We start from the raw sequence: 25,103 nt of genomic DNA, 5'->3' as shown, positions 1-25,103 counted from the left end.
GCAAAACTCCCTAAAGTAAGTGTACCTAAATAGATAACGGAGGAAATAGCCATGAAACCTTATAAGTGGAAAAAGGGTGATGGAATAACAACGGTTTGCATAATTATTGGTGCGATATTAGGATTCATTGGTGGAATCTTTTACCCCTCACTACTAGATGAGATACTTCATAAGTTTATTGAGTTTACTATAGTGATAGTTGTTATACTTAGTCCGATTATTGTAATAATACGTATTGCAAGGAAATTTTAGAAAGCGAGCTAATAGGCCCGCTTTTTTTGTACACATTTTTAGGGATGAAAAGATAGTCTGAACACTATGGAAACATAGTGAAGCATGGGATAAAGAGCCTATGCGGTAACATATGGGTACAGGTCTGCGAAAAGTAAGGATTACCCCCACTAGTGTGGGGAAAAGTTGGCGTAACGCTCGATTTCCTCAAGCACTACAGGATTACCCCCACTAGTGTGGGGAAAAGACAGTGGAAATCCACAAAATATAGGCAGGTGGAGGATTACCCCCACTAGTGTGGGGAGAAGTCGGCACTAGTTTTGATTATGGGGGACAAAGCAGGATTACCCCCACTAGTGTGGGGAGAAGTGTAGGTGAGCACAATTTTACGCTGACTTATTAGGATTACCCCCACTAGTGTGGGGAGAAGCCTTAGGAGGGATGAGGAATGAACGAACTAGTAAGGATTACCCCCACTAGTGTGGGGAGAAGAGATTAGGCACGCTTGATTTAATCACAAAGTAAGGATTACCCCCACTAGTGTGGGGAGAAGAATGTGGGTAAAATTTGGTATGCTACACATTCAGGATTACCCCCACTAGTGTGGGGAGAAGTAGTTCGTTTACAGAATTAACGAGCTGTAAAAAGGATTACCCCCACTAGTGTGGGGAGAAGGCAACCTTACGCTCATTCATTGGTTCTTTATAAGGATTACCCCCACTAGTGTGGGGAGAAGCCTTCGGCGACAACATTTGAACTTACAGATTTAGGATTACCCCCACTAGTGTGGGGAGAAGAGCTTGGTATTCAATAATTTCATATTCGCCCAAGGATTACCCCCACTAGTGTGGGGAGAAGTTGTGCTGTTGCTAGCTTGTTTACTAGCTTTAAGGATTACCCCCACTAGTGTGGGGAGAAGCATCACTAGGTATGCTTGCGCCGTCAACGCTCAGGATTACCCCCACTAGTGTGGGGAGAAGTTTCACCTATCCGCATACCTGTGTAGATTCCAGGGATTACCCCCACTAGTGTGGGGAGAAGCAAAGTTAATGTCGTCCCAGGTTAAGGCTAAGAGGATTACCCCCACTAGTGTGGGGAGAAGAATCTCATCTTTAAATCTGTTGATGACAAACAAGGATTACCCCCACTAGTGTGGGGAGAAGCTGTTGTTGTCGCTATTATTGGCGTTATTTTAAGGATTACCCCCACTAGTGTGGGGAGAAGAACTCCGTCGATGACGTCACCCACAGTTATAAAGGATTACCCCCACTAGTGTGGGGAGAAGAATTAGTGCAATTCCCGGATGGTCGTTCTTTTAGGATTACCCCCACTAGTGTGGGGAGAAGTTGGCGAAGTAATGGCCTTGACTTGGAAGGATAGGATTACCCCCACTAGTGTGGGGAGAAGTGCTTGGTCTGACGAGTAAACAGCAACGATTAGGGATTACCCCCACTAGTGTGGGGAGAAGTAACTTGATTTACCCCGGGCAACAATTAAATTAGGATTACCCCCACTAGTGTGGGGAGAAGCATTTCCGTGAAGGCATTGATTTTGAGGGCGTAGGGATTACCCCCACTAGTGTGGGGAGAAGCGGTCTATGACATCATGGACACTGAATGAGTAAGGATTACCCCCACTAGTGTGGGGAGAAGTTCACGTCCTTCTAGTGTAACTGGGTATTCGCGAGGATTACCCCCACTAGTGTGGGGAGAAGCAACTAGGCTTGCTCCTTTTTTATTTTCGATAAGGATTACCCCCACTAGTGTGGGGAGAAGGTTATCACTTACGAACTGGGGGACTAAGTATGAGGATTACCCCCACTAGTGTGGGGAGAAGTTAGCCAACGAGTGGTGTGTCTCGTCTGTGATAAGGATTACCCCCACTAGTGTGGGGAGAAGTGATTTAGCTGTGATACCTTTGCGCTAGCCGTAGGATTACCCCCACTAGTGTGGGGAGAAGTCATGTTTACCCCTCCTAGAATAGGTTTTCTTGGGATTACCCCCACTAGTGTGGGGAGAAGGTCTGATTCTTAGCCAAGAGCTGCGACATCAGAGGATTACCCCCACTAGTGTGGGGAGAAGACATCCCATCGTCAGGTCGGGGGACGAAGATAAGGATTACCCCCACTAGTGTGGGGAGAAGTCAATCAATTCTGCCCCACCCTTAGTTGAGATTGGATTACCCCCACTAGTGTGGGGAGAAGAAGAAATAGATGAATTAAAAGACATTACCATGAGGATTACCCCCACTAGTGTGGGGAGAAGTCTTGGAAAACTCAATCGAGTGGCAATACACGAGGATTACCCCCACTAGTGTGGGGAGAAGACTAAAAAAACGTTGATAAACCGGTATTTTTAAATTCGTAAACAACCATTTTCAATCAGTTTGATTGCAAGTTCGTAAGTCGCCATAGAATCAGACAGAGAATTATGCGGTTGAGTATTATCAATCTCATATTCTTTTAAAACCGTTGCAAAGCGATAGTTATCTAAAAATTCATTATCCTTTTTTACGAGCATTGCCAAGTCAACCACTCGATTAGCAGGTAAGTCTAAGCCTACTTGCTTGCACGCAGCATGTAAAAAATCAAAATCAAATCTAACATTGTAGCCCACAACAATTGATTTTCTTAAAAAACTTATTAAATCCTTAAGTCCATCTATCAGTTCAACACCTTCGTTGACTAATAATGTATCTGTAATACCCGTTAATTTTACAATATTTTCAGGTATAGATGTACTGATTTTTATGTACCGATTAAAAGTTTTATACTCTTTACTAACTTTACGTACGGCACTGATTGAAATAATGCTATTCTGCGTACAATCTAAACCAGTTGTTTCTATATCTATTGCTACAATGTCTGGATATACCGCCCTTGTTACTGATTTTTTAACCATCAATTTCTCTTGTGCCTTCTTAGCACGGTGGATTTTAGCTGCATTGCTAAATCCATGCTTAACAGCTTCATTCTTAGGTGTCACCTGCATCAACAAGGGAATTCCATCAAAGTCAACGACTTTTTTGGTAGAAACAGTTGTCCTAAAGTTATATCCCAACTCATTATTAGTGCTATAAACCATGGTAGCTTCTCCGTTGCCTATATTTTTTTCAATACGCATCCACAGTTGTTCCCTAATACGTGCACTAAATCGTCCAACATAGACACCAGTTTGGATTTCTTGACACCATTTAGTTAAATCTCCACGTAGTGCTTTTGGTACCTTAGATAAGGTAATAACAATCATTCTTCCTCATCCTTACCCTCATCTTTATACTCATGATACTGTACACCAAAGTCCACTAGCCCTTCTTTATCATCCCAAAGGCTCATCACCTTTCCGTCCGCTACATCATCTTCGGCATCTAACAAATACTTTAAATCAGCTACCATCTTAACAACTAGCTTATTCTTCTTAAATACGTCCCTCATTGCGAGTCTTGTATATGTTGAGATATCTTTATCATTGCCATATTTAGCAACTATATCAAAGGCGATGGGAATTGAATATTGTGCTTTATAAAGGTCCGCAAAATCGTAAACAAATGATAAATCATTACCTGTATGAATAAAGCCTAACCCTGGGGAAACACCCAAAGCAGAGATTACGCTATAGCATAGTCCATATAAAGCTTGGTGACCAGCAGTTAAAGCTTTATTAATAGGAGTTCCTGACTCAAAATTATCAATTCTATATTCACGGTGACTCCAAGCAACGCCAGTTCTTTTAGATTCCTCTCTATACGCTTTGCGCACCCTGGATCCTTCCTTGCCACGTAAAGATTCCATGGTTAACTTAGATACATCCTCATCCGGAAATCTCATTTGATACATCTTACGAGCAACTGCCAACCGTGAACGCTTATTTGATACTAGCTTTGCCTGCTTCTCTAGCAATAATGAAGAGTGATTCAAAGCTCTACCATGTGCGTACTGCCGAACGCCGTGTTCTCCTACCCATACAACCGATAAGCCACAATCACCCATTAGCTCCATAGCTCTGTGTGTCACATCTACTCCTGGTCCCAGCAACAATACGTTTACCAGGGCCGCAGGAATAAATACAGTTCCTCGACTATCCATAACTTTAATCGCGCTATCCTGCCGATTTATAACTGCATGTTCAAGGTATAAGAAACTGATTCTATCCCCTACTCGCCCTAATTCTTGTAGTTCCGCTTTTTTCAGCATCTTATCACCGCCTTCGTACGAAAACTAATCTTTAACCAAAAGGAATTACCGTTAACATTCCCATACCGTATGCCTTTTCGCGACCAATGCCTCGGGTAAGCGTCTTTTTGAATGCTTCTAAATCTGTAACAGTAAGTACACCTTCAAAGGTTGCCTTGCTTAAATTAACACGGCGATTATTTTTCTTGTACAAAGCTAATGACTCGCGACCTGTAACATCAAAACTATTATTCTCAAGCGAAAATCCTAATTTTTTAGCCTTTTCTGACAGCCATTCTTTTTGCTTGCTTGGTGCTACTGTACGGAGTTTACCGACTGTATTTTTTTCAGGAACAAACATCCGGTATACAGGATTTACCACCAACTTAAATCTTAATTTCTGCCCCTCTCTTAGTTTTTCTAGGAAGGGGCTATAATCTTTGGTTTGAGCCGTACCGTCAACACCATACCTACTTAGTATACCTAAATCTGGCTTTTCTGGACTTACGACAAGCAGGTAATCCTTGCCGCGCAAATGGTCAATCCGCCACAAGTGCCGTAACCTCTCACTATTTTCAATCTCACTGGGAAAGCTCGTTTCAACCCAATTATGGTACGCACCTAGATGATATAAATCTTTAATCTTTCGCCGATTAAGAGTATCAATCTCTACTCTAGATAAATACATATTATCACTCCTCTACATAGCTTCCCAGGCATCATGCTCATGTGATTGCGGATTAACTAAAGTCACCCTAGCTTTTGCGACACTGCGATAGCTAAAGCGTCGATTACGTGGATTAAAAGATTCCGCAATATCCTGCATCATAAAATTCGGATTTCCAGGTAAAAGATTAGCATCTGCATACAATTCCGCTTCAAAATTTGGTGCACTATATTTCTTCTGATACCACTTTGAGGCTTGCCAAGGCAATTTGTCTTTTAAAACCTCTATTGTTGTGGTTGCTTCAAAAGTTTCAGTCCTAAGAACACCTGCCGGCGGATTAGAGCGACGACCTAAAAACAATTGGAATTTGGGATGATGTAATGAAAAATTGATTTCATCAATTAAGTCTATCTCTTCACTGCCTAAGGCAACTACGTAAACATAATCCTGCAAATTGTCTCGGTAAGTAAGTTTTCCAGGTTTCTTGGCATCATATTTCGCAATTTGAAAATCAGTTGTTGTTGACCCTACTTGGTCAATTCTTACCGCAAAAGCCAAGTCATTTAAACCAGAAATTCTGGTATCCTCTCTACGATAACCAAGCGCAGCGGCAACCATCCCAACAACCGCACTTTTAGTTGGAAACAAGTTGGTCGATCGCACATTAAAAGTTGCTTGATTACCATAAGACTGAAATGGTGCGGTTAATCTAATTGTTATTACTTTCATCCGCAACCTCTTTTCTCAATACCTCAGATACCTTTTCAAGAAGTTCGTTTAAGTTGGCGACTTTTTTATCAATTTTATTTTGCTTCTTAGTTACAATTGCTGTCAGCAATGGTTCTTCAACAAATTGTAACGAATCATTGAATTCATTTTCTAAATGCTCGATAGATGGTTCTACATATCCATTACGTGACTTAACCGGTTCTTCGAAGGCAGACACTAAGTTAACAGGTGTATCCTTTCTAACAGTTACCATAACATATTGAGGTAAGGTCTTGTTCGCAAATGTGTTTTGCTTACCTGTAGGCATTGAAGTAATAAAACTCTTGATAAATTGTTTAACACCTTTAACAGCTAATTCACTGCCCAGGTTTTGCGCCAACTCATTAACATTAATATTTGCGTAGCGATAAAGCGTTGCTGAATTGTATTCTAAAGTTCCAATCATAGCTGAACCTGATTGATTTTCCGCCTGGTCATCATCAAGGGCTGTATAATAATCAAATTCAGGTACAATTTCATGAGTTGAAATAGCGTGTGCAACCTGAGCTGAAGCATCTACACCAAGTTCTGGGTTATCTGCCATCATCCGACCAAATAAAGCCAAATCCAATGATTGGTTTCTATTAATAACTTGCTTAAGTTCCTTCTTGTCCCAATCATCCTTTTCATTATTAGTAGCGTATTCTGCTAATTTTTCCAATTCACCATTACTGATTAAAAACAAAGCGCTTGTCAAATATTCACCTGACTTCTTGTCCTTAGTAGTTTTAACCCCTGCTGTTTTTAAAACATCAACAGCTTTGGATAATGCCATATCTTCATCTAAGGAAGGATCCTTTTCTGATAGCTTGGCAGCCAAAACATGGGCGACCCTCTTGGTTCTGTGGCTTTCAAGCCAGTCAGCGCCTTCACTGTTTACTCGGAAATCCATCCGAGTAGCACGTTTCCAACTTTGAGATGAAACACGTGAGCGAAGTACCCCACCGTAAATAGCTGTCTTGGGTGAGCCACTGTCATCACGATTAAGATTTGATGACGGTACAGGTTGGAGAACATGAGCTTCTACATATAAATTGTCATTAATCATTTTTCTACCTCACTAATTCTTATCTTCACTGTTACTTGCTTCTTTAGAAGGTTGCCAATAATATTGTTGGCCCCACTTTAGACATATCCTGTTAGCCATTTCAAAACTGGTCTCAAAGAGAAATAAGTCTTGTGCTAACTGGGCATAGTCAACCTTTAACTCTCGATTACTTGATTTTAAAATACGTGTTAATTGAGTAATTGACTTGACTGTGTTGGCGAGATTTCTACTTGCTAAAAGGGCTTGTACTCTTCTATCAAGCGCCACTCTAGTTTCATCGTTAGTTCTTAATCCAGCCAATGCATTAAAGAATGTTACTCCCTCAGGATTTTTAGTTTTATCTTTACTAAATGATTGAGCATAGACACTCTCTTCCACCGCTTGTTGATGAATTGCATAGCACCGTAGTACCGCATAAATTGCTGTTTCAGCGTAAGTTGGTCTGCCTGTTGGGTCATTACTTATATCTTTTTCAGACATTTCTGAAAACATCACTGGCCAAACAGCTTGTGCACGCTTGCTGTCAATCGTATCAGCTGCGCGTAAACTAGCCAACACTGCTTTATCTTGTTCACCATTGCCATACAATTTGTTAATAATTCGAGCTGTTGTTGTAGCGATTTCATTTGCCATCTATTTCACTTCCTTAAATTATTATTCAAGGTCTTTTCTAACAAAGTATTGCATTCGATTATATAGGACGAAAATGTTTGTTACTTCTTTGGTTTCTTGATTTCTACGACCAACAATATCCTTAGGTGTCGCTGATTGCAAGACACGACTGCCAGCTTTTGCCACTTCCTTTTTTAGAATTTGCTTCCACTCCATAATCTTATCATCTGGCTCCTGTCCAATACGTAGACTTGCTAACCAATTATTGAATGGTTTATTGAGCTGATCATAAAATTCTGCGCTCAGTTTATTGGTAAAGTCTGTAAGGGGTGCATCCTTCAACCCTCTTAATTCACCTAAATTACGTGCAAATCTCCAAAAATCATCGCCAACTTTTTGAGTCATTATCACTGTATCTTCAATCTTTTTAGGCCAAAACGTTGCTTGATTTCTATCAAACAGCACGCCCACATTGATGCTCATATTATCGTACACTTCAAAGTATGGAGCTTGATTTTTGGTATCCGCCTTTACAAAGTTAATGGTTTCTAAGTTTACCAACATGTCTTCTGGCAAGATATCGTTTTCTTTCAGTTTATCTATCCATCTAACTATTCCAGGTTCGTGGTCACCGTCGTTTGAACTCTTTATATAAAAACCGAAGTTACGCCACATTCTCCTGCTTAAGCGCTCTTTTTGCTTAACTCTTGGATAATAGCTACCTTCTTTTTGGTTATAATTCCAGGTGGTCATCGGCTCAATAAAGGCATTAGTTGTATCTGGTTTGGTCAGTTTAGCAACGTAAATCGTTGGCTTACCATCTTTCCAATCAATATACATCATCTTAGCCACATTGGTATATAATTCTGCAATATTATTTGGTGGCAGGTTATCAACTCTCTTAGAAAAGTAAGTTATTTTATCTGCTTCCCAATAAGGGTGCTGTAAAATCTCATCCTCATCTTCAGGTCTTAGAACCAGATTAAACATCAACGTTTCAAAAAGGTTTTCCCCTTTAACTATCACTGGATCAATGTTGTATAGCCAGCCACTGTCCCCGGAACCGGACTTTTTAATCTTAGGCACGTTACCACCAACTTCTGCAAAGTTTTGGTAGGTTATCAGCCACCGAACAAATTCGGGCAACGTTATTTCATCCTTGGCTAAGGATGTTTTTGGCGAGAAAATGGAAGGTGAATTTCCGCTTTCCGAAATTAATCGGTTAATCTGTCTAACAGCCACCTTACCCGTTCCGGTTGATAGTTTGTTTTTGGTCGGAACCATACGATCATAAACATCACTTGAAACTTGATAAAAAGCATTTTCACCAAAGAGATTAAAGCCTTCTTTATATTTATCAAGATATTCAACTACTTTATCTGGAAATTTACCGTCTTGATAGATATTTTCCCAGGTTTCTAGTAAGATTTCTTGTACATCATCGATATCGACTTCATCATCTGCTAAAGATGCCGTCCACGTCTCTTCATCAACGTTTAACCAGTCATAAGCTTCACCCGCTGCGTCAAAACGACTAAACACAGTTGTTAAAATAGCCAGCAAAGGTGCTCTTAGAATAGCAAGGTCTTGTGCATGCATTTCGCCAGCTAAAGCTCGATAGTTCTGCGCATTTTTAAATAGGTCCGCCATAGATACTAGCTTTTCCTTATTACTTTGACTATCCGTGACTTTTATCCAAGGATCAGTGACCAAGTTAAAATCTGGTTTAATCACAACTCTCATCCCCTTTCTTCAGTATGTGAGAAAGTTAGAACTTAACTATGTCTGTGTTGACTCATTTTTAAATATAATTACCACTATAAATATTATTTAAAAACGGTTACAAACATATATTAACCCTTTGAATTAAATCGCGCAAGTATTTTTTGCCCCCCACCGATGTGGGGAAAATGTTTGTTTCCACCTTAATTGCCACTGTAAATTGGATTACCCCCACCAGTGTGGGGAAATGGCTAGTATAACTACATATATAAGCCTTCAGATAAAATCACGCAATCACTCTCAGCCCCATACACAATTAACAAAATTAGCAGCCATTATCTTGCTTTTCATAACGCAAACCTAACTTAGGTGAGTAAGAAAGATTCCAGCCGTTAAAATCTGTCTTTTGTTGTTCATCTAATACTAAAGCTAGTGCACCTTTTAGCCAAATACTTTGCTGCCAAGCTCTAAACTTATCTATTGTAATGCCTTCTAGATAATTAATAGACTTACCTATATTTGGGGTGACCACTACTGGCAGTCTAATCACTTGTTGAGCGATAATCTTATCCCTATTTTTTTCTTCCAAGTCAGATACTTTGCGCCCATCTAACAAATAGTACCCATCTTTTCTTTTCTGAAGTAAAATCACCTCAATGGTTTCTTTAATGTCACGAACTGTTGCTTGAGCTCTTACTTCATCTTTATCTATACCAAGTTGAGCCATACCAAGCCAACCATGGATAATTCTCCTAGATTTAGGGTCCTCAATTTGAAACTTTCCGGCCTTCTCTTCGGATTTTTCCTTATCAGCATCAAAAACGCTTCTAGCTTTTGCAAGTTCATCATCTTGATAATCAGTATTTTTATCATACACACTTTGAACAAGCGGTGAAATGTCATCCGGCAGTGTGATTTTATCACTTAGAAAATGGTCAGTTTTTAATAAAAGGTATCTTGCGTAAATGGCTTCATTGGCACTGCTGTACGAACCATACTCTGTCGCTCCCATAACATAAAGCTGTGGAACTTCAAGCTTTTTAGGCCGCTCAATATTATGGCGATGTAAACGACCAACCCTTTGTAAAATCAAATCCATAGGTGCAATATCGGTGAACATCACATCAAAATCAATGTCCAATGATTGCTCTAACACCTGCGTCCCTATGACTATCAGCTTTTCCGGACGACTACCTCTTTTACCGATTTTTCCTTGCAACTCATCTTCCAATGCAGATCTATCAGGTGCCAAAAATGCAGAATGCAAAAGCATCGTTTGAATACCATCTGGTACAAGCTCTACCAAAGCCTGGGCTCTTTTAACTGTATTAACGATTATCCCTGCTATACCGCCATCTTCGATTTTAGACACGGCAAAATTAATCACTTCTTGCTCGTCGTCAGTCATCCTAAAAACATCAATATCTTTGACTTCCTGTTTTTCAAAATCCGAGACTTGCACCAAATTCTTGTTATCAAGCATACTCATCAATGGGTATGTTTGATTTTCCTGCCAATTACTTGCTGCTTCAAATTTCTTTGTTCCAAATTTACCTAGCGAATATGCCTGTAATAGCTCATTGCGCCGCTTTTTAGGTAAAGTTGCTGACAGAATCACAACTGGAACGTGATACGCTCCCAACCACTCTAATACCTTATCCAAATACGAAGACATATAAGCATCATATGCGTGTACTTCGTCGATTACAACAACTTTATTACTAAAGCCAAGATGTTTTAAAAACAAGTGTTTTTGCTTCAAGCCCATTAATAAGAGGTTATCAACGGTGCCAACTGTAAACTCATCTAACACAGACTTTTTCCCCGAAAACCAAGAATTTATAACGACTGATTCAGAACTATCACCATCGGAAGCTATGTTTTCTGCCTTAATCAGATTTGTATACTCTTTATTAAACTGAGCTTTGCCATGCATTAACTTGATGGATAATTTTTTACCTTCTTCATTTCCTACACTTTCAAGCCAATTCTTGATACGTGTAAACATAGCGTTGCTTGTTGCCTGTGTTGGTAAGCCCATATAAAGACCTGTTCGACCGCTATAAAATGCCAATTGTTCAGCAGCTGTTAAAGCAATCTCTGTTTTTCCAATTCCCATCGGCGCCTCGATAACAACTATTCCTGGATCAGTCGCCTCTCCAATAATTTCTGATATTTTTTCTTGAACAGGTCTTGGATAAAATCCCCATCTCTTCTGATAGTGACCTGGTATATCTGTAACCCGTTCAGGCTCCCAAGTATCTTCATGGGCTTTCCAAGTTTTAATTGCTCGCCGATACCTAGCGTTCATGTCTAAATCATCAAACGACTGGTTGATGTCAATTGTTGGAAACATCGGCTTACTCATATCATCATTTAAATACTCACTAGATGCTATCCAATCGGCCATAATCAATAAGCCGGTTAATAAAACTGCTTGTTGCTGATTAACTTTTGGAACCTCTTTTAAATCAGTAAACCCTATTAACCTTAGTCCATAGTCTACTAACTCTTTTTGAACTTTTTGCCAATGTTTCTGTGCTTCAGATTCATTAGTTGTTTGCCGGTAATTGGAACAATAATCTCTTATTTGGTTTCTCGGCGCTATATTTTCCGGCTTCCCATGGTGACCGCCAATAATTGCCCCAACACTCTTATTTAGACCGAACTCTTCTAATAATGCCTCCCCCGCCCTATTATGCGGTGACTCCTTAGCACTAGCTAAAACAAGGGAATCTAATCCGTCAAAACCATTTCTTATTAGCTTTTCAACTACTTCTTTGTCTAACGATTTATCTTGATTATATGATTCCTTTATTTGAAAAGCTGGCGTTGCCTTACCCAGGTCATGGCTATAGCCGAGAAAGTTTACTAATTGTTGTGCTTTTTCTTCCGACAAATTTCCGCAAATAACTTCTCTTTGTCCATCGGAAATCCAATGGTTAAAAAGCCAGTTAATGACATTTTTAGTATCAATTAGATGTGCTACCAGCGGTAACCAAAGCTGTTGACCATTATCTGTTTTTTTCTTACCCCATAAGACCTTTGCAGCATTAGATAAATTCATCATAACCCTCCTTTTCCACCTTATATGAAACAATGTTACTAATCGAAGAACTATCTGAAATTAAATACACCCCCACCTATGTGGTGAATAGCGTTTAATCTTTTATTCTAATTGAAAACCCAGGATTGCCCTCACTTGTAGGGAGGGACTAAAAAATGTCTATATAAAAGCATTTTAGAATTTTAAGTACTCAAAATTGGCTTGGTTTTCATCATCGACCTTATACAGATAATTTTACCCCATACTTTATATCCTACGCAAATCCCCATCAGGGTTATTACCTAATAACCTCCCCACCATTTAACAAATCATCCCACACTAAATACCATAGTTCTATGACTATTGAACTATTACCAGCAGACCAAGAACGGGCGAAAATTTTTAAGGCCTTATCTGAGGCAAAATTTTAGACGCTACCCACAGTTATGGGTTAGCCTTCTTATCCAGTTTAATTTTAGTTGGGCTGATTTTCCCGCTGCTATTTAGGTTAACCATCCCCAAAAATCAATAGCAAAAAAAACTCTGGGTGTGAACGGTTTTGCACCCTGAGTCTTTTCATTTTTTATGAGAGATTTTCTAAAAAAATAAATGGGGGTAACAGACTTCTGAAGCCAAGCTTAAAAAAGAACTCTAAGAAAAATCACGGGGCTTTCTTAGAATCCTTTGAAAATGATGCACCCATGGATAGGGTCCATTTGTAAGCACAGAATGGATTTATCTAAGCTACTCCTCTTTAGCATTAATCACATCACGCACAACTTGTGGGACCTAACCTAGTGCAATATTATCAATTTTTGTTAGGTATCTCATTGAGTGGGTTTGATAGTCAAAAGTATAGAATTACAATGGATTGAATACTCCATCAACATGATCGTTCTTAACTTCTACGAACAGCCCAGTTTGCCTTAAACGATTATTTGGCGCATGAGTGATGAGACAAACTACCGCTAATCTCGTTAAAGATGAGTACTGTGAATTGCTAATCACTAAAGCGGGCCGGCGCTTACGAATCTCACTTCCCGAACTGGGATTAAAATCAATGGTAACAATATCACCTTTATGAGGAAGATAATCCGTTCTAACTCCACTCACTATCCAGTACCTCACAATCATTCAGCACATCTTTTTGATGCAAGTCTTCCTTAAACCAGTGCCCTTCAAAGGGATTTTTATGTTTCGGACGATAAACAATTGAACTATCGTCCTTAAGCTCGGCCTTAAACTTAGCACCTGGAGAAATGTTGAACGACTTAGGAATGGTTAACGTCACTGAATTACCTACTCTACGAACTTTAATAGTCATGTCAATCCCTCCTTGTATATCTTTAGTATACACTGTAGAATTATCGGAACCCATCACTCAATTTAACAAAGATGCTTAGCCCAAAAATCACGTTGCTTTCTTAGAATCCTTTGAAAATGATACACCCAAAGTTTTAATCAGAGCCGTTTTTTCCATTCTATCAGTAGCCACCGTCATCTTCGAAGAAAGCCCGTGCTTTTTCCTCAGTGTCAACTACTACGGTAGGTAGTTTTGCGACTGCTTTTAAAAAGTTTGCTTGTAACTGAGCCTGTTCGTCTACTTGAACCGACTGTTTATCAGCCGTGCTTTGATCTTGCTTTTTAGTTACCATAAACTCGCACCTCCACTTAGATTATGCCATAAAAGTCTCTAAAGTATGTAATTAAACACCTTAGGAAAAATGTATCTACCAGTGTGCACACGATTTCCTAACCTTACTAACCTGTGTAGCCAGAGATGACTCCAAAACTTAGTAAAGTTAGTAACTACTGTAGTCATGCTTGAATACAAACACCATCCCCCGCACCTTATCAACGAGCAGGGGGATGGTGTTAATTTGATTTTTTTAGGCTAAGAATTTAGGGTTAGCTTCAACGCCGAAGGCCTGGGCTAATTCTTTTAGCTGGTCATCCGTAATTCTTTGCTTGATTTGCCCGCCTTGCGCCATAATTTGGCTGTAGATTAAGGCGGCCTTTTCAACGGTTTCGATTAAACCAAAGGTTTCGTCTAGGTCAGCTCCGACTGCAAAGATGCCGTGGTGGGGCCACATTACCACCCGGTAGTCTGTCATTTTAGCCGCAGTCTTTGCGCCAATCTCGTTGGTACCAGGGGTCATGTAGGGGATAATGCCGACCCCTTCTGGAAAGACCACTAAGGATTCGGCCTGCATTTGCCATAAGAGCCGACTGAGCTTGCGTTCGTCTAAAGCTTGGGTAAAGGATAAGGCGATAAAATTAGTTGGATGGCAGTGCATGACCACCCGTTGGTTAGGGTCAACTTTTAGGCGGGCAATGTGTGACATCAAGTGGGTTGGAAATTCCGAGGTTGGCTTGGCCCCGTCTTCAAAGCCCCAGTATAATTCAGCCTGTGAGCCGTCCGCCGTAATCTTAACTAAGCCACTGTCGAGTTCAGGGCGCTTAATCACATTTCTAAAGTAGCGGCCGGAACCTGTTACTAAGAAGTACTGGCCGGCTAGTTCGCTAGCGTCAAACCCTAAGTCATAAGTCCGCTTAACTTCAGTTAAGTCATCAAATTCGGCTAACTCTGCGGCAGTTAAGCGTAAACTGACGTTACCACCGTTTCTTTCATCCCACCCGTGGTCATAGGACCTAAAGGTGATGTCACATAAAGCTTTCACATACTTTGAATCGGCAAATTTGGTCATTATCAATCTCTTCTTTCCTAATTTCTTTTAGCTAACACAGTATCTTCATAGTTTTTGATAACTTTTAACCAGGTGCTTCCAACCGGAACGTCATGGCGGAGGCAGAATTCATCCCAAACGGCGCCAACTGGGTAGGTCTTCAATTCTTCGGTTAAGGCCAAACGCTTGGTAAAGTCAAAGGCTAGTTCCGCTTGCTTTAAGTCGGCAATTGGGGCTAACATTGCTTGCAAGAAGGCTTTTTGTGTGGCCCGGGCGCCGATTACCCACGCAGCTACTCGGTTAATGGTGGCATCAAAGAAGTCCAAGCCAACGTTGGTTTTAGCTAGTAAGTCATCCCTTACTAGGGAACGGGCAATCCGGACTAAAGCGTCGTCTAAAATCACCACGTGGTCTGAGTCCCAGCGAACCGGCCGGGATACGTGCAACTGCAAGCCCTTGCCGAATAATAAGAAGCTGGAGAACTTATCTGAGACATCTTCCGTTGGGTGGAAGTGCCCGGCGTCAATCGTCCATAGCTTGTTTCTAGTTAAGGCGTAGTTAGCATAAAATTCATGGGAGCCGACGGTATATGACTCGATTCCCGTCCCAAATAATTTGCCTTCGTACGCTTCGATCGTGTTTGCTTCCGGTAATTCTTCGGCTAAGATTTCATCCAGGGATTCCATTAACCGTTTTCTTGGGCTGAGCTTGTCAATAGGGTTATCCTTAAAGCCATCGGGAATCCAGAAGTTGTTAACGGCTTGAACTCCTAACTCCTTCCCAAAGTAATTAGCAATCTGACGCGACTGTTTACCAACCTTAATCCAAAAGTCGCGAACAGCTTTATCTGGCGAGGCTAAGGTGAAGTTATTCTTAACCATTTGGTGGGAGAAAAAGGTCCCGTTCATGTCGAGGCCAACCCCTTGTTCTTTAGCCCAATCGACCCAATACTTGAAGTCTTCGGGACCAATTTCATCCAGGTCCTTTTTGCGGTCAGTTACGGCGTAAATGGTATGCAGGGCTACTTTTTTCTTTGGCCCAGGAATTAGGGCTAGCGCTTGCTTTAAATCGGCGGTTAACTGAGCTGGCGTTTTAGCCCGGCCAGGATAAGAGCCGGAAACCGTTAACCCGTCCTTTAGATCAGTTTCGGGGTTGATAAAGCCGTGGACGTCATCGCCTTGCCAACAATGGATGGAAAGGGACAGTTGAGCTAACTTAGCTAATACTTCCTCGGTGTCGACTCCCAGTTCTTGGTACCTTTCTTTGGCTAACTCATAGGCTTGGTGGATTGCTTGTTCATTTGTCATCGTAATTCCTCCTTGAAATGTTGATACCCAACTAAAGCTTGGGCGTAATCGTGTTTAGGTTGATAGGTCTTTAAAGCAAATGAATCCCTCACTAACTTCCTAGCTGCTGGCAAGTCGGCTAACTCCCCGTCAGTAATCATGGCAACTAAGATATTACCGACTGCGGTCGCCTCACTCGGGCCGGCAATGACTTTAATTCCGGCTAAGTCGGCGGTCAACTGGTTTAATAAGGCGACGTTAGAGCCTCCCCCCACGATATTTAAGGTAGTCAGTTGCTTCCCTAAGATTTGTCCTAGCTGACTTAGCTGGTCGGCATAATAAAGGGCTAGGTTAGAGTAAACGGCCATGACCAGTTCGCCCGGGCTTTGGGGGACTTTTTGACCATGTTCATGACAATAGGCTTGGAGAGCTTCAATCATACTAGGTGGGTTCAAAAACCGGTCGTCGTTGACATCGATAAATTGCTGGCAGGGTTCGACCTGGCTAGCTAGCTGCGCCAACTGTGAGAAAGAATAACGACCCTGGTACTCTTTAGCAATGCATTGCACCATCCACATCCCCATAATGTTTTTCAAGAAACGGTAGGTCCCGTAAGCCCCCCACTCGTTAGTGTAGTTTGCCTGGTAAGCTTGCGGCCCATTTTCGGATACCTTAAGTTCAGTGCCCAGTAGCGACCAGGTTCCAGAAGATAAGAAGGCCCAGTTATCACCCACAGCCGGCGTGCCTACCACCGCACTAGCCGTATCGTGACTGGCAACCGTAACAACCCTAACTTGCGGTAAGTCATATTTGCTTCTTAACTCGGCTTTAATGGGGCCAAGGTAGGTCCCCGCATCAACTAAGGGGGCAAACTTATCTGCTTGTAAGCCCAACTCGCTTAGCAGCTGACTATCAAATAAGCCCGCCCGTAGATTTAGCATTTGCGTGGTAGAGGCGTTCGTCACCTCCGTAACGGCCTTGCCAGTAAGTATGTAGCCTAGGTAATCAGGGACCAACATAATCTTGGCCGCCTGTTTCAAGAGGGCTTGGTCTTCACGATATAATTGGTAAAGGGTGTTGAACTCTTGAAACTGAATGCCGGTTTTGCGGTAAATCTCTTCCTTAGAGATCTTAGCCGTCAGCTCGCTAATCGCATCCTTGGTCCGGCAATCCCGGTAGGAAATCGGGTCCGCCAACTTACGCCCCGCTTCATCGACCAAGACATAATCGACGGCCCAGGTATCAATTCCCAGGGTTACCTCGTCAATGCCGGCTTGTTTGACCTTAGCTAAACCGGCAATAATTTCAGCTCCCAGATGATCAATATCCCAGCGGTCGTGACCAGCCACCTGTTTAAAGCCGTTTTTGAAGCGGTGAATTTCTGTTAGTGTCATTTTTCCATTTTCCAAGTTGGCCAACATTAAGCGACCACTGGAAGCACCAATATCAACAGCAATATAGTGTTTATTCACATCAGTACACCTTCTTTAAGTTCCGTTATCATTTTACAAGTTAATTGTAACCGCTACAAAAAGGTGCTACAATGACATATATCCACTAAAAAAGTAACAAATTTACAGGTGACTTATGCTTAATAATAAACTTTTAAACCAGCTCCTAGCACTTACGCCCTTAGAGGAGCAGCAACGTAGAAACCAAACCTTTATCGAAGACTTACCCCAAGCCGCTTTTGACTCCAAAGAAAAAAGTAGTCGGACTTTAACCAACTACTTTTTCAAAAATCAAGATATTTACCTCAGTAAGCACAATCGCTTTGCGGCTTACCCTAACCACAAACACACTTTCTTTGAGATAAATTACGTTTTGCAAGGCCAGGCTAAGGAAGTGATTGCCAGCAAAATGGTTACTTTAAATCAAGGTGACCTAATTCTTCTAGATATCGGCACCTCTCATTCCATCCAAGCTCTAGGAGAAAACGATTTGTTAATCAACATCTTATTTCAAAATAATAACCTAAGTGTTGACCTCTTAAAGGAACTCAAGGGCCAACATAACGTCCTGGTTAATTTCTTACTTGCTAAGGCTAGCAGTAAACCGGATTATATTGTCTTTTCCCACCAAGCTAATCCTAAAACTAGTCAGCTCCTAGATGAAATCATTACTGAGTATTATGAGCAAGCTGAGTTTAGCGAACTAGTTATCAAATCCTACCTCAACATTCTCATCAGCCAGTTAATTAGAAGCTTAAGTATCAAACCTAGCCCTAAGGAAAGTGCGCAAAAAAAGTTGGCCTTACAGCTTTTGGCTGACATCGCTAGCGACTACCAAACAATCTCACTAACCCAGCTAGCCAAGCGCTATTCTTATAACCGCAACTACCTCAGTAACCTCTTTAAAGCCGAAATTGGGCAAACTTTTTCCGCCGTCTTAACTGAGCAAAGGTTGATGCAAGCGCACAAACTGCTAACCAAGACTAACTTGCCGGTTAATACAATTATTGAACAGGTGGGAATTAGTAACCGGTCGTTTTTTTACAAGAAGTACCTAGCTTACTACCACGTCAGTCCTAAGCAAAGCCGCAATCAAGCCTCAGCTATCTTTGACTAGTATTCAAGTATAAGTAAATGCACAAAAGCCCTAACCAATTTTTATGGTTAGGGCTTTTGTGTCAATTTATAAACTAGCCTATTTCTTTTGAAAAAATATTACTTACTTGCTTAATAATACGATTAAGTTGACCTTCATCATGAATATGACCAATAATTTTGCCATTTCTAGCTACAAAATCATATGTCAATAATTGCAATAATAACGCATCCCCATTAGTCCCACTTTCAAAATCAGCAATCGGAAACCTAAAAGGTGAATCATCATACTTATGTGTTATTGCTAAACCACAAACTAAATTTGAGCGTCTATTGTACTCATAACGACTAACTACCAAAAAATGTCGTCTGATATTACCTTCAACCACATTATGACCACCCATTTCTCGACCGGCATGGGATTCTGCATCAACCACAATAATATCGCCTTGATGAACTTCCATCATTGAATTTTTCCCTCCCGACCGGTTTAACCTCTCGTGGATTATATCCTAAATCGAGATACTCTCTTTGCAACTCAGTTGCATAATCAAAATTATCTAAACTACTATCAGCCCAAATATCATAACCATCTTTAGGTTGATAAAGAATGCTGCCATCAGATTGTCGAACAACTGTATATTCTGTTCCTATTTAAAGATACGCTTTTCTTTTACTAGCCAACCAAGCAAAAACAACTGTGTCTCCACAAAACTCTGGGTGTGAACGTTTTTGCACCTGGAGTTTTTTCATTTCCTATGTGAGATTCCCTAAAAAATAAATTGCGATAAAAGATTTCTGAATCAAGCTTTATTAAAAAGGACTCTAAGAAAAACTCGTTGGTTTCTTAGAATCTTTTGAAAATGATGCCCCACAGCAAAAATCAAAAATTCCTTGTTTTGTTTTTGGTTTTTATTTTTTAAGTTAAAGTAACTTTTGATTTATAACTGTTATAGAAATAAAAAAACGTTAAATCTAGCGTTGCACCGACCTAACACAAAAATGTAAATCAAATATACACATTAAATATACTAAAATAAGGCTCTAAGGAAGAAATAAGCTTCCTCAGAGCCTTATTATATTAATCCTTATTCGGTTGTTTCCGTCGCAAAAATTAAGTTATTATCTTGACCTAAAGTAATAGTTACCTTTGAGTGCGGCATGACCTTACCGGCAATGATTTCCTTAGCTAGTGGGGTTTCGACGTGGTTAGTGATGAACCGTTCTAGTGGCCGGGCCCCATAGGCTGGATCGTAGCCTGTCTTAGCAATCCACAACTTTGCTGGGTCACTAATTTCTAGGCTAATATCTTGGTTGGCCAAGCGCTTAGACAATTGGGTAATGAATTTTTCGACAATCGCTTCAATCGCATTAAGTCCTAGCGGGGTGAACATGATAATGTCATCAATTCTGTTCAGAAATTCCGGCTTAAAGTGTTGCCGGGCCAGCTGCATGACCGCTTGCTTGGTTTGGTCATCAACCTTAGCCTCATCATTAGCCCGGTCCAAGAGAATGTCTGAACCAAGGTTAGAGGTCATAATTAAGATGGTGTTCTTAAAGTCAACCGTCCGGCCTTGGCTGTCGGTTAAGCGACCGTCATCCAAGACTTGGAGTAGGATGTTGAAGACATCTGGGTGAGCCTTTTCAACCTCGTCTAAAAGGACAATTGTATAAGGATTACGCCGCACTGCTTCGGTCAACTGGCCCCCTTCTTCATAGCCAACGTAGCCGGGAGCAGCCCCGACCAAGCGGGAAACGGAGTATTTCTCCATGTACTCACTCATGTCGATTCTGACCATGTGCTTTTCTGAATCAAAGAGGTTTTCAGCCAAAGCCTTGGCTAACTCGGTCTTCCCTACCCCGGTTGGGCCAAGGAACATGAAGGAACCTAGTGGTTTGCTTGGGTCTTGAAGGCCGGCGCGGGCCCGCAAGACAGCGTTTGCTACCGCGTCAACCGCTTCATCTTGACCAATCACCCGTTGGTGAAGGCTTGCTGGCAAGTTAAGTAACTTGGAGCGCTCGCTTTCGACTAACTTAGCCACTGGAATCCCGGTTAAGCGGGAAATGACGCTGGCAATTTCGTTTTGGGTAACAGATTCTTCGACCAACTTGCCTTCAGCCTGGTTAGCAGTTTCTAAAGTCTGTAACTCCTTTTGTAAAGCCGGGATGACCGCATTTTGGAGGCGGGCCACTTCTTCGTAATCTGCCTCGTTAGTAGCGGCTTCTAGGTCATGGTGGGCCTTGTCCAATTCTTCTTTCTTGTCAGAAATTGCTTGGATATCCTTCTTTTCAGTCTCCCAGCGTAACTTCAGCTTTTGGACTTCCTCTTTGGTCTGAGCTAATTCAGCCTGCATTTCCTCCAAGCGCTTTTTAGACGCTGGGTCGTCTTCTTTTTTAAGGGCACTTTCTTCGACTTGCAGCCGCAATAAGTGACGGTTAGCCTGGTCCAATTCATTAGGGACCGAGTTCATTTCAACCCTAATTTCGGCACAGGCTTCATCGACTAAGTCGATAGCCTTATCAGGCAAGAAGCGGTCGGTGATATAACGGTTGGCTAAGGTAGCAGCGGCCACCAAGGCGTTATCGTGAATCTTAACCCCGTGGTGAATTTCGTAGCGTTCCTTTAAGCCCCGCAGGATGGAAATCGTATCTTCCACGCTTGGTTCTTGGACGATTACCTTTTGGAAGCGCCGCTCTAAGGCCTTATCCTTTTCGACATACTGCCGGTATTCATCGAGGGTAGTTGCCCCAATCAAGTGCAACTCGCCCCGGGCTAGCATTGGCTTTAAGAGGTTGCCGGCATCCATACTACCTTCGGTTTTGCCAGCCCCAACGATGTTATGAATTTCATCGATGAAGAGGATAATCTGACCTTGACTCTTACTTACCTCTTTTAACACGGCCTTCAAACGTTCTTCAAATTCACCCCGGTACTTAGCCCCGGCAATCAGTGAACCCATGTCCAAGGAAAAGATGGTCTTGTCCCGTAAATTTTCTGGGACGTCTTTTCTAACGATTCGTTGGGCTAACCCTTCGACAATCGCGGTTTTCCCGACCCCGGGTTCACCGATTAAAACCGGATTGTTCTTGGTTTTACGAGATAAGATCCGAATAACATCCCGGATTTCACTATCCCGGCCAATGATTGGGTCTTGTTTACCAGACCGCACTTGTTTTACTAAATCAACTCCATATTTTTCTAAGGCTTTGTAACCTTCCTCTTGATTCTTTGAAGTCACTTTCTCACCCCCACGTAATTTCAAAACTAGCGCCTTAATTTTGGCCAAATCCAGCCCTTGCTTTTGCAAGTATTGACTCAATGGTTGATACTTCAAAGTCATTAACGCCACCAATAAGGTGTCAATGGCAATGAAATCGTCACCAAACTCTTGGCGCAGTTTTTCTGCCGCCTGTAGTAGCGCATACAGGTTACTGCTAAGGTTTTGGCCGTAGCTAACGTTACCTTCAACCACCGCAATTTGATCCAACTGGCGATCAATTTCGGTTTCCAGTTTAGCCACGTCTACTCCAGCTTCATGATAAATATCACGGGCCATCTCCCCTGGTTGGATTAAAAACTTAAAGAGATGAGCAATGTCTATCTCTTGATGCTTTCTGACTTGGGCAATTCCTTGAGCTTGGGCAAGCGCGTCTTGAACTGCCTGAGTTAATTGCTCATTATTCATAAAAAATCACCTTCCTCAATCTGTCACCCTTATTTTACCGCTTTTAGGGATTCAGATAAAGAAAGATGAATTGCAATTTATAAGTGCCATTTGGCCATTTGATCTAAGAAACGTTTAGCCTTTACGTAAACACCCACTTGTTGACGATAAATTTCATCTAAGGTCTTGCGCAAATTGACCTTTGTTTTGGCTTCTAATTCAATTGAATTAATTTTACTCAAATCAACTGCTGAAAAAAGGCGTAAAAAGTAAATCGTCCGCTGGTCCAAGTGGAGCCGGTGGGGATCTAAATACCAGTGCTTTTCACACAAGAGCCCCCCATAACTTTCAGAGTAATCAAAGGAGCCGGCGGCTTGCTGGCAGATTACACAGGTCCGCAAGTTAGGCATCACCCCAAAGCAGGCTAAAAACTGGACCTCCATAATGTTGGTAATTACCGCGGGGTCAAAGCCCTGGTCAATCAGACTTAAAGCCTGGTAGACATTTAGATACCAGCTGGGGTTATATTGCCCCATAAAGGCTTGCTCCGCTAGCCCTAAAATGTAAGCAGCGTAAGCGTTGAGTTCAATATCTTGACTGAGTTGCTTAAACTGCTCGACTTCCTTGGGGTTGGTGATAAAGGACAGGCCTTCGTCGCTAATTGAACCTAAGTAAGTTCCGTAAGCGTAGGGCAAGATAGCTGCCCCCATGCTAAACCCCCGCTTAGCAACCCCGCGGACAAAGAAGGTTTTAAAACCAAAGCGGTCGGTCAAGATTTTCACCAGCATGTCACGCTCACGGTAGTTTTTACGGGAAACAACGATTCCCCGAAATTCTTCTCCTTGGTGTAAGGCCATGTTATCACCCGCAATTAATAGTCGTCTTGCTTATAACCTAGTGAACGTAAGTCGATTTGCCGGTCCTTCCAGTTAGGCATGACCTTTACCCATAATTCCAGGTACACCTTGTCACCTAACATTAGTTCAATATCCTTGCGGGCCTTGACCCCGATGTTTTTGAGCATCTTACCACCCTTACCGATGATGATACCCTTTTGGCTATTCCGTTCAACGATGATGGTGGCTTGAACTTGAACCTTTTCTTCGTCTGACCTACTAATGCGGTCAACTACTACTGCCACAGAGTGGGGTACTTCTTCACGCGTTAGCTCCAGGACCTTTTCTCTAATCAACTCCCCGGCAATGAATCTTTCCGGATGGTCGGTGACCATGTCGGCTGGATAGAATTGGGGCCCGACCGGGAGGGTCTCAATTAAAGAGGCCACCAATTCGGGACAATTATTCCCCTGTAAAGCAGAAATTGGGAAGACCTCTGCGTAGTCGAGGGTTTGCCGGTAATCATCCATGATTTCGAGTAACTTGTCTGGGTGAATTTGGTCAATTTTATTAATCACCAAATAAATTGGCTTTTTAACATTCTTTAACCGTTCGATAATAAAGTCATCACCCCGGCCCCGCTTTTGGGTAGCGTTGACCATAAATAAAATGGCGTCGACCTCATTTAAAGTTGACAGAGCCGATTCCACCATGAAGTCTCCTAGGCGGGAATGCGGCTTATGAATCCCAGGTGTGTCAATAAAGACAATTTGGGCCTGGTCATCAGTGTAAATTCCTTGAATCTTATTTCTCGTTGTTTGGGCTTTGTCGCTCATAATGGCAATCTTTTGACCAATAACTTGGTTCAAAAAAGTCGACTTACCTACATTAGGCCGACCTAAAATCGCAACAAAACCTGAGTGAAATGTATCTGTCACAAAAAAACCCCTTCTCAATTAATAAAATAACATCATTACTTTAGGTAGGAAGATAACCGCGGCGACAATTAAGGCAAAAATAGCCGCCAGTAAAACTGCCCCCGCTGCCATATCTTTGGCTTTTTTGGCGAGCGGGTCGCGCTTACCTCCCGTTGTCAAATCAACGACATTTTCTAAGGCTGAATTCCAAATCTCACTTGATAAAACCGCAAAAACCGCTAGGACTAACCAGAGCCACTCGCTGCCGCTCACCTTAAAATACCAGCCTAACACCCCGACCAAGATGACAGCTAGTGTATGGAAGCGGACGTTACGTTCTTCTTGATAAGCGGTCACCAATCCGACCAAGGCAAACTTTAACGCCTGATAGAAGTGGCGATTTTTCCAATTATTAGGACTACCGTTTGAGGCCATAAGCGTCTAGGATTTCCCTTTGGAGGCCAAACATTACCTTTTCGTCTTCAGCCTTCATATGGTCGTAGCCGTTGAGGTGTAAGAAGCCATGGACTACCAAAAAGCCCAGTTCACGCTCGGGTGAGTGGCCTAGGTAGTCGGCTTGTTCGTAAACTTTATCCATAGAAACCATAATATCCCCAATGTTTTTAGGAATCTCAAAGTCACTATCTTCCGGTAAGATGATTGGTAATTCGTCTGGATCTTCTTCTTCAATCGCAAAACTAATCACATCGGTTGGCTTATCAACCCCCCGGTATTCCTTATTAATTTCATGAATGCGCTCGTTGTCCATCAACGTTACGGACATTTCGGTATTAGCAGGTAAAGAAATGTAGTTACCCGCAAAATCTAAAACGTCCTTAATCAATTGAATCATCTCTGGACTAACCTTTTGCGTTTCATCGTATACTTCTAAATCCATCTA

At 41.8% G+C, this 25,103-nt stretch carries 21 protein-coding genes and 1 CRISPR repeat array; of the genes, 1 reads left to right on the top strand and 20 read right to left on the bottom strand.

Going from position 1 to position 25,103, the window contains the following annotated elements; translation table 11 throughout:
- Nucleotides 1-388 precede the first annotated feature (388 nt).
- Nucleotides 389-2,556: direct repeats of the CRISPR family, unit length 29 nt; unit sequence AGGATTACCCCCACTAGTGTGGGGAGAAG.
- A 29-nt stretch (nucleotides 2,557-2,585) separates the two neighbouring features.
- The 14 genes from cas2e to rhaB all read right to left on the bottom strand — a co-directional run bounded on the left by cas2e (nucleotide 2,586) and on the right by rhaB (nucleotide 17,710).
- Complete coding sequence (gene cas2e / locus FC14_RS10225; protein WP_056977952.1) at nucleotides 2,586-3,479, bottom strand: type I-E CRISPR-associated endoribonuclease Cas2e; 894 nt, start codon at nucleotides 3,477-3,479, stop codon at nucleotides 2,586-2,588.
- Nucleotides 3,476-4,423: a type I-E CRISPR-associated endonuclease Cas1e gene (gene cas1e / locus FC14_RS10220; protein ID WP_056977950.1), complete on the bottom strand. Its 948-nt coding sequence runs from the start codon at nucleotides 4,421-4,423 to the stop codon at nucleotides 3,476-3,478. The genes cas2e and cas1e overlap by 4 nt, the downstream gene beginning before the upstream one ends.
- 31 nt (nucleotides 4,424-4,454) lie before the next feature.
- A complete protein-coding gene (cas6e, locus tag FC14_RS10215; RefSeq protein WP_056977947.1) occupies nucleotides 4,455-5,090 on the bottom strand; it encodes a type I-E CRISPR-associated protein Cas6/Cse3/CasE in 636 nt (211 codons plus the stop codon).
- A gap of 12 nt (nucleotides 5,091-5,102) precedes the next feature.
- A complete protein-coding gene (cas5e, locus tag FC14_RS10210) occupies nucleotides 5,103-5,798 on the bottom strand; it encodes a type I-E CRISPR-associated protein Cas5/CasD (protein WP_056977945.1) in 696 nt (231 codons plus the stop codon).
- Nucleotides 5,779-6,882 carry a type I-E CRISPR-associated protein Cas7/Cse4/CasC gene (cas7e, locus tag FC14_RS10205; protein WP_191979960.1) on the bottom strand — a complete coding sequence of 368 codons (1,104 nt, stop codon included), beginning with the start codon at nucleotides 6,880-6,882 and terminating at the stop codon, nucleotides 5,779-5,781. The genes cas5e and cas7e overlap by 20 nt, the downstream gene beginning before the upstream one ends.
- Before the next feature lie 15 nt (nucleotides 6,883-6,897).
- Nucleotides 6,898-7,518 (bottom strand): type I-E CRISPR-associated protein Cse2/CasB, encoded by a 621-nt coding sequence (casB, locus tag FC14_RS10200; protein ID WP_056977941.1) that lies wholly within the window; start codon nucleotides 7,516-7,518, stop codon nucleotides 6,898-6,900.
- A 21-nt stretch (nucleotides 7,519-7,539) separates the two neighbouring features.
- Entirely contained in the window at nucleotides 7,540-9,231 is a 1,692-nt protein-coding gene (locus tag FC14_RS10195) for a type I-E CRISPR-associated protein Cse1/CasA (protein WP_056977939.1), read from the bottom strand.
- A 313-nt stretch (nucleotides 9,232-9,544) separates the two neighbouring features.
- Nucleotides 9,545-12,289 (bottom strand): CRISPR-associated helicase/endonuclease Cas3, encoded by a 2,745-nt coding sequence (locus FC14_RS10190; RefSeq protein ID WP_056977938.1) that lies wholly within the window; start codon nucleotides 12,287-12,289, stop codon nucleotides 9,545-9,547.
- An 837-nt stretch (nucleotides 12,290-13,126) separates the two neighbouring features.
- Nucleotides 13,127-13,399 carry a type II toxin-antitoxin system PemK/MazF family toxin gene (locus tag FC14_RS10470; RefSeq protein ID WP_156655812.1) on the bottom strand — a complete coding sequence of 91 codons (273 nt, stop codon included), beginning with the start codon at nucleotides 13,397-13,399 and terminating at the stop codon, nucleotides 13,127-13,129.
- Nucleotides 13,365-13,589, bottom strand: coding sequence for a type II toxin-antitoxin system PemI/MazE family antitoxin (mazE, locus tag FC14_RS10185; protein ID WP_082618748.1), 225 nt, complete (start codon nucleotides 13,587-13,589; stop codon nucleotides 13,365-13,367). Before mazE ends, FC14_RS10470 begins: the two co-directional genes overlap by 35 nt.
- A gap of 160 nt (nucleotides 13,590-13,749) precedes the next feature.
- Nucleotides 13,750-13,920, bottom strand: coding sequence for a hypothetical protein (locus FC14_RS10670; protein ID WP_156655811.1), 171 nt, complete (start codon nucleotides 13,918-13,920; stop codon nucleotides 13,750-13,752).
- A 234-nt stretch (nucleotides 13,921-14,154) separates the two neighbouring features.
- Nucleotides 14,155-14,973: a rhamnulose-1-phosphate aldolase gene (gene rhaD / locus FC14_RS10180; RefSeq protein WP_056977936.1), complete on the bottom strand. Its 819-nt coding sequence runs from the start codon at nucleotides 14,971-14,973 to the stop codon at nucleotides 14,155-14,157.
- A gap of 17 nt (nucleotides 14,974-14,990) precedes the next feature.
- Nucleotides 14,991-16,259 (bottom strand): L-rhamnose isomerase, encoded by a 1,269-nt coding sequence (locus tag FC14_RS10175; protein ID WP_056977934.1) that lies wholly within the window; start codon nucleotides 16,257-16,259, stop codon nucleotides 14,991-14,993.
- The gene (rhaB, locus tag FC14_RS10170) at nucleotides 16,256-17,710 is read right to left on the bottom strand and encodes a rhamnulokinase (protein WP_082618747.1); all 1,455 of its coding nucleotides are present in this window, start codon (nucleotides 17,708-17,710) and stop codon (nucleotides 16,256-16,258) included. Before rhaB ends, FC14_RS10175 begins: the two co-directional genes overlap by 4 nt.
- A 115-nt stretch (nucleotides 17,711-17,825) precedes the next feature.
- Here rhaB and FC14_RS10165 point away from each other — a divergent pair, with 115 nt between their 5' ends.
- Complete coding sequence (locus tag FC14_RS10165) at nucleotides 17,826-18,806, top strand: AraC family transcriptional regulator (RefSeq protein WP_056977933.1); 981 nt, start codon at nucleotides 17,826-17,828, stop codon at nucleotides 18,804-18,806.
- A gap of 73 nt (nucleotides 18,807-18,879) precedes the next feature.
- Here FC14_RS10165 and FC14_RS10160 read toward each other — a convergent pair whose 3' ends face one another.
- The 6 genes from FC14_RS10160 to ybeY all read right to left on the bottom strand — a co-directional run bounded on the left by FC14_RS10160 (nucleotide 18,880) and on the right by ybeY (nucleotide 25,100).
- Nucleotides 18,880-19,251 carry a type II toxin-antitoxin system PemK/MazF family toxin gene (locus tag FC14_RS10160; RefSeq protein WP_082618746.1) on the bottom strand — a complete coding sequence of 124 codons (372 nt, stop codon included), beginning with the start codon at nucleotides 19,249-19,251 and terminating at the stop codon, nucleotides 18,880-18,882.
- A 621-nt stretch (nucleotides 19,252-19,872) separates the two neighbouring features.
- Complete coding sequence (gene clpB / locus FC14_RS10155; RefSeq protein WP_056977931.1) at nucleotides 19,873-22,470, bottom strand: ATP-dependent chaperone ClpB; 2,598 nt, start codon at nucleotides 22,468-22,470, stop codon at nucleotides 19,873-19,875.
- A 77-nt stretch (nucleotides 22,471-22,547) separates the two neighbouring features.
- Complete coding sequence (gene recO, locus FC14_RS10150; protein ID WP_056977929.1) at nucleotides 22,548-23,306, bottom strand: DNA repair protein RecO; 759 nt, start codon at nucleotides 23,304-23,306, stop codon at nucleotides 22,548-22,550.
- A 14-nt stretch (nucleotides 23,307-23,320) separates the two neighbouring features.
- Nucleotides 23,321-24,223, bottom strand: coding sequence for a GTPase Era (gene era, locus FC14_RS10145; protein WP_050612166.1), 903 nt, complete (start codon nucleotides 24,221-24,223; stop codon nucleotides 23,321-23,323).
- An 18-nt stretch (nucleotides 24,224-24,241) separates the two neighbouring features.
- Entirely contained in the window at nucleotides 24,242-24,637 is a 396-nt protein-coding gene (locus FC14_RS10140) for a diacylglycerol kinase family protein (RefSeq protein ID WP_056977926.1), read from the bottom strand.
- A complete protein-coding gene (ybeY, locus tag FC14_RS10135; RefSeq protein WP_056977924.1) occupies nucleotides 24,621-25,100 on the bottom strand; it encodes an rRNA maturation RNase YbeY in 480 nt (159 codons plus the stop codon). The genes FC14_RS10140 and ybeY overlap by 17 nt, the downstream gene beginning before the upstream one ends.
- Nucleotides 25,101-25,103 lie beyond the last annotated feature (3 nt).

It is taken from the genome of Ligilactobacillus agilis DSM 20509, assembly GCF_001436215.1.
Taxonomy (GTDB): Bacteria; Bacillota; Bacilli; order Lactobacillales; family Lactobacillaceae; genus Ligilactobacillus; species Ligilactobacillus agilis.
This window is presented reverse-complemented; position numbering and strand designations above follow the sequence as displayed.

Coding starts and splice junctions, on each gene's coding strand:
- FC14_RS10160 (WP_082618746.1), bottom strand. CDS start 19,251: ATGATGGAAGTTCATCAAGGCGATATTATTGTGGTTGATGCAGAATCC.
- FC14_RS10190 (WP_056977938.1), bottom strand. CDS start 12,289: ATGATGAATTTATCTAATGCTGCAAAGGTCTTATGGGGTAAGAAAAAA.
- FC14_RS10670 (WP_156655811.1), bottom strand. CDS start 13,920: ATGGTAACTAAAAAGCAAGATCAAAGCACGGCTGATAAACAGTCGGTT.
- cas1e (WP_056977950.1), bottom strand. CDS start 4,423: ATGCTGAAAAAAGCGGAACTACAAGAATTAGGGCGAGTAGGGGATAGA.
- FC14_RS10175 (WP_056977934.1), bottom strand. CDS start 16,259: ATGACAAATGAACAAGCAATCCACCAAGCCTATGAGTTAGCCAAAGAA.
- casB (WP_056977941.1), bottom strand. CDS start 7,518: ATGGCAAATGAAATCGCTACAACAACAGCTCGAATTATTAACAAATTG.
- FC14_RS10165 (WP_056977933.1), top strand. CDS start 17,826: ATGCTTAATAATAAACTTTTAAACCAGCTCCTAGCACTTACGCCCTTA.
- FC14_RS10140 (WP_056977926.1), bottom strand. CDS start 24,637: ATGGCCTCAAACGGTAGTCCTAATAATTGGAAAAATCGCCACTTCTAT.
- ybeY (WP_056977924.1), bottom strand. CDS start 25,100: ATGGATTTAGAAGTATACGATGAAACGCAAAAGGTTAGTCCAGAGATG.
- cas5e (WP_056977945.1), bottom strand. CDS start 5,798: ATGAAAGTAATAACAATTAGATTAACCGCACCATTTCAGTCTTATGGT.
- FC14_RS10470 (WP_156655812.1), bottom strand. CDS start 13,399: ATGATTGTGAGGTACTGGATAGTGAGTGGAGTTAGAACGGATTATCTT.
- cas6e (WP_056977947.1), bottom strand. CDS start 5,090: ATGTATTTATCTAGAGTAGAGATTGATACTCTTAATCGGCGAAAGATT.
- cas2e (WP_056977952.1), bottom strand. CDS start 3,479: ATGATTGTTATTACCTTATCTAAGGTACCAAAAGCACTACGTGGAGAT.
- recO (WP_056977929.1), bottom strand. CDS start 23,306: ATGGCCTTACACCAAGGAGAAGAATTTCGGGGAATCGTTGTTTCCCGT.
- mazE (WP_082618748.1), bottom strand. CDS start 13,589: ATGACTATTAAAGTTCGTAGAGTAGGTAATTCAGTGACGTTAACCATT.
- rhaD (WP_056977936.1), bottom strand. CDS start 14,973: ATGACCAAATTTGCCGATTCAAAGTATGTGAAAGCTTTATGTGACATC.
- clpB (WP_056977931.1), bottom strand. CDS start 22,470: ATGAATAATGAGCAATTAACTCAGGCAGTTCAAGACGCGCTTGCCCAA.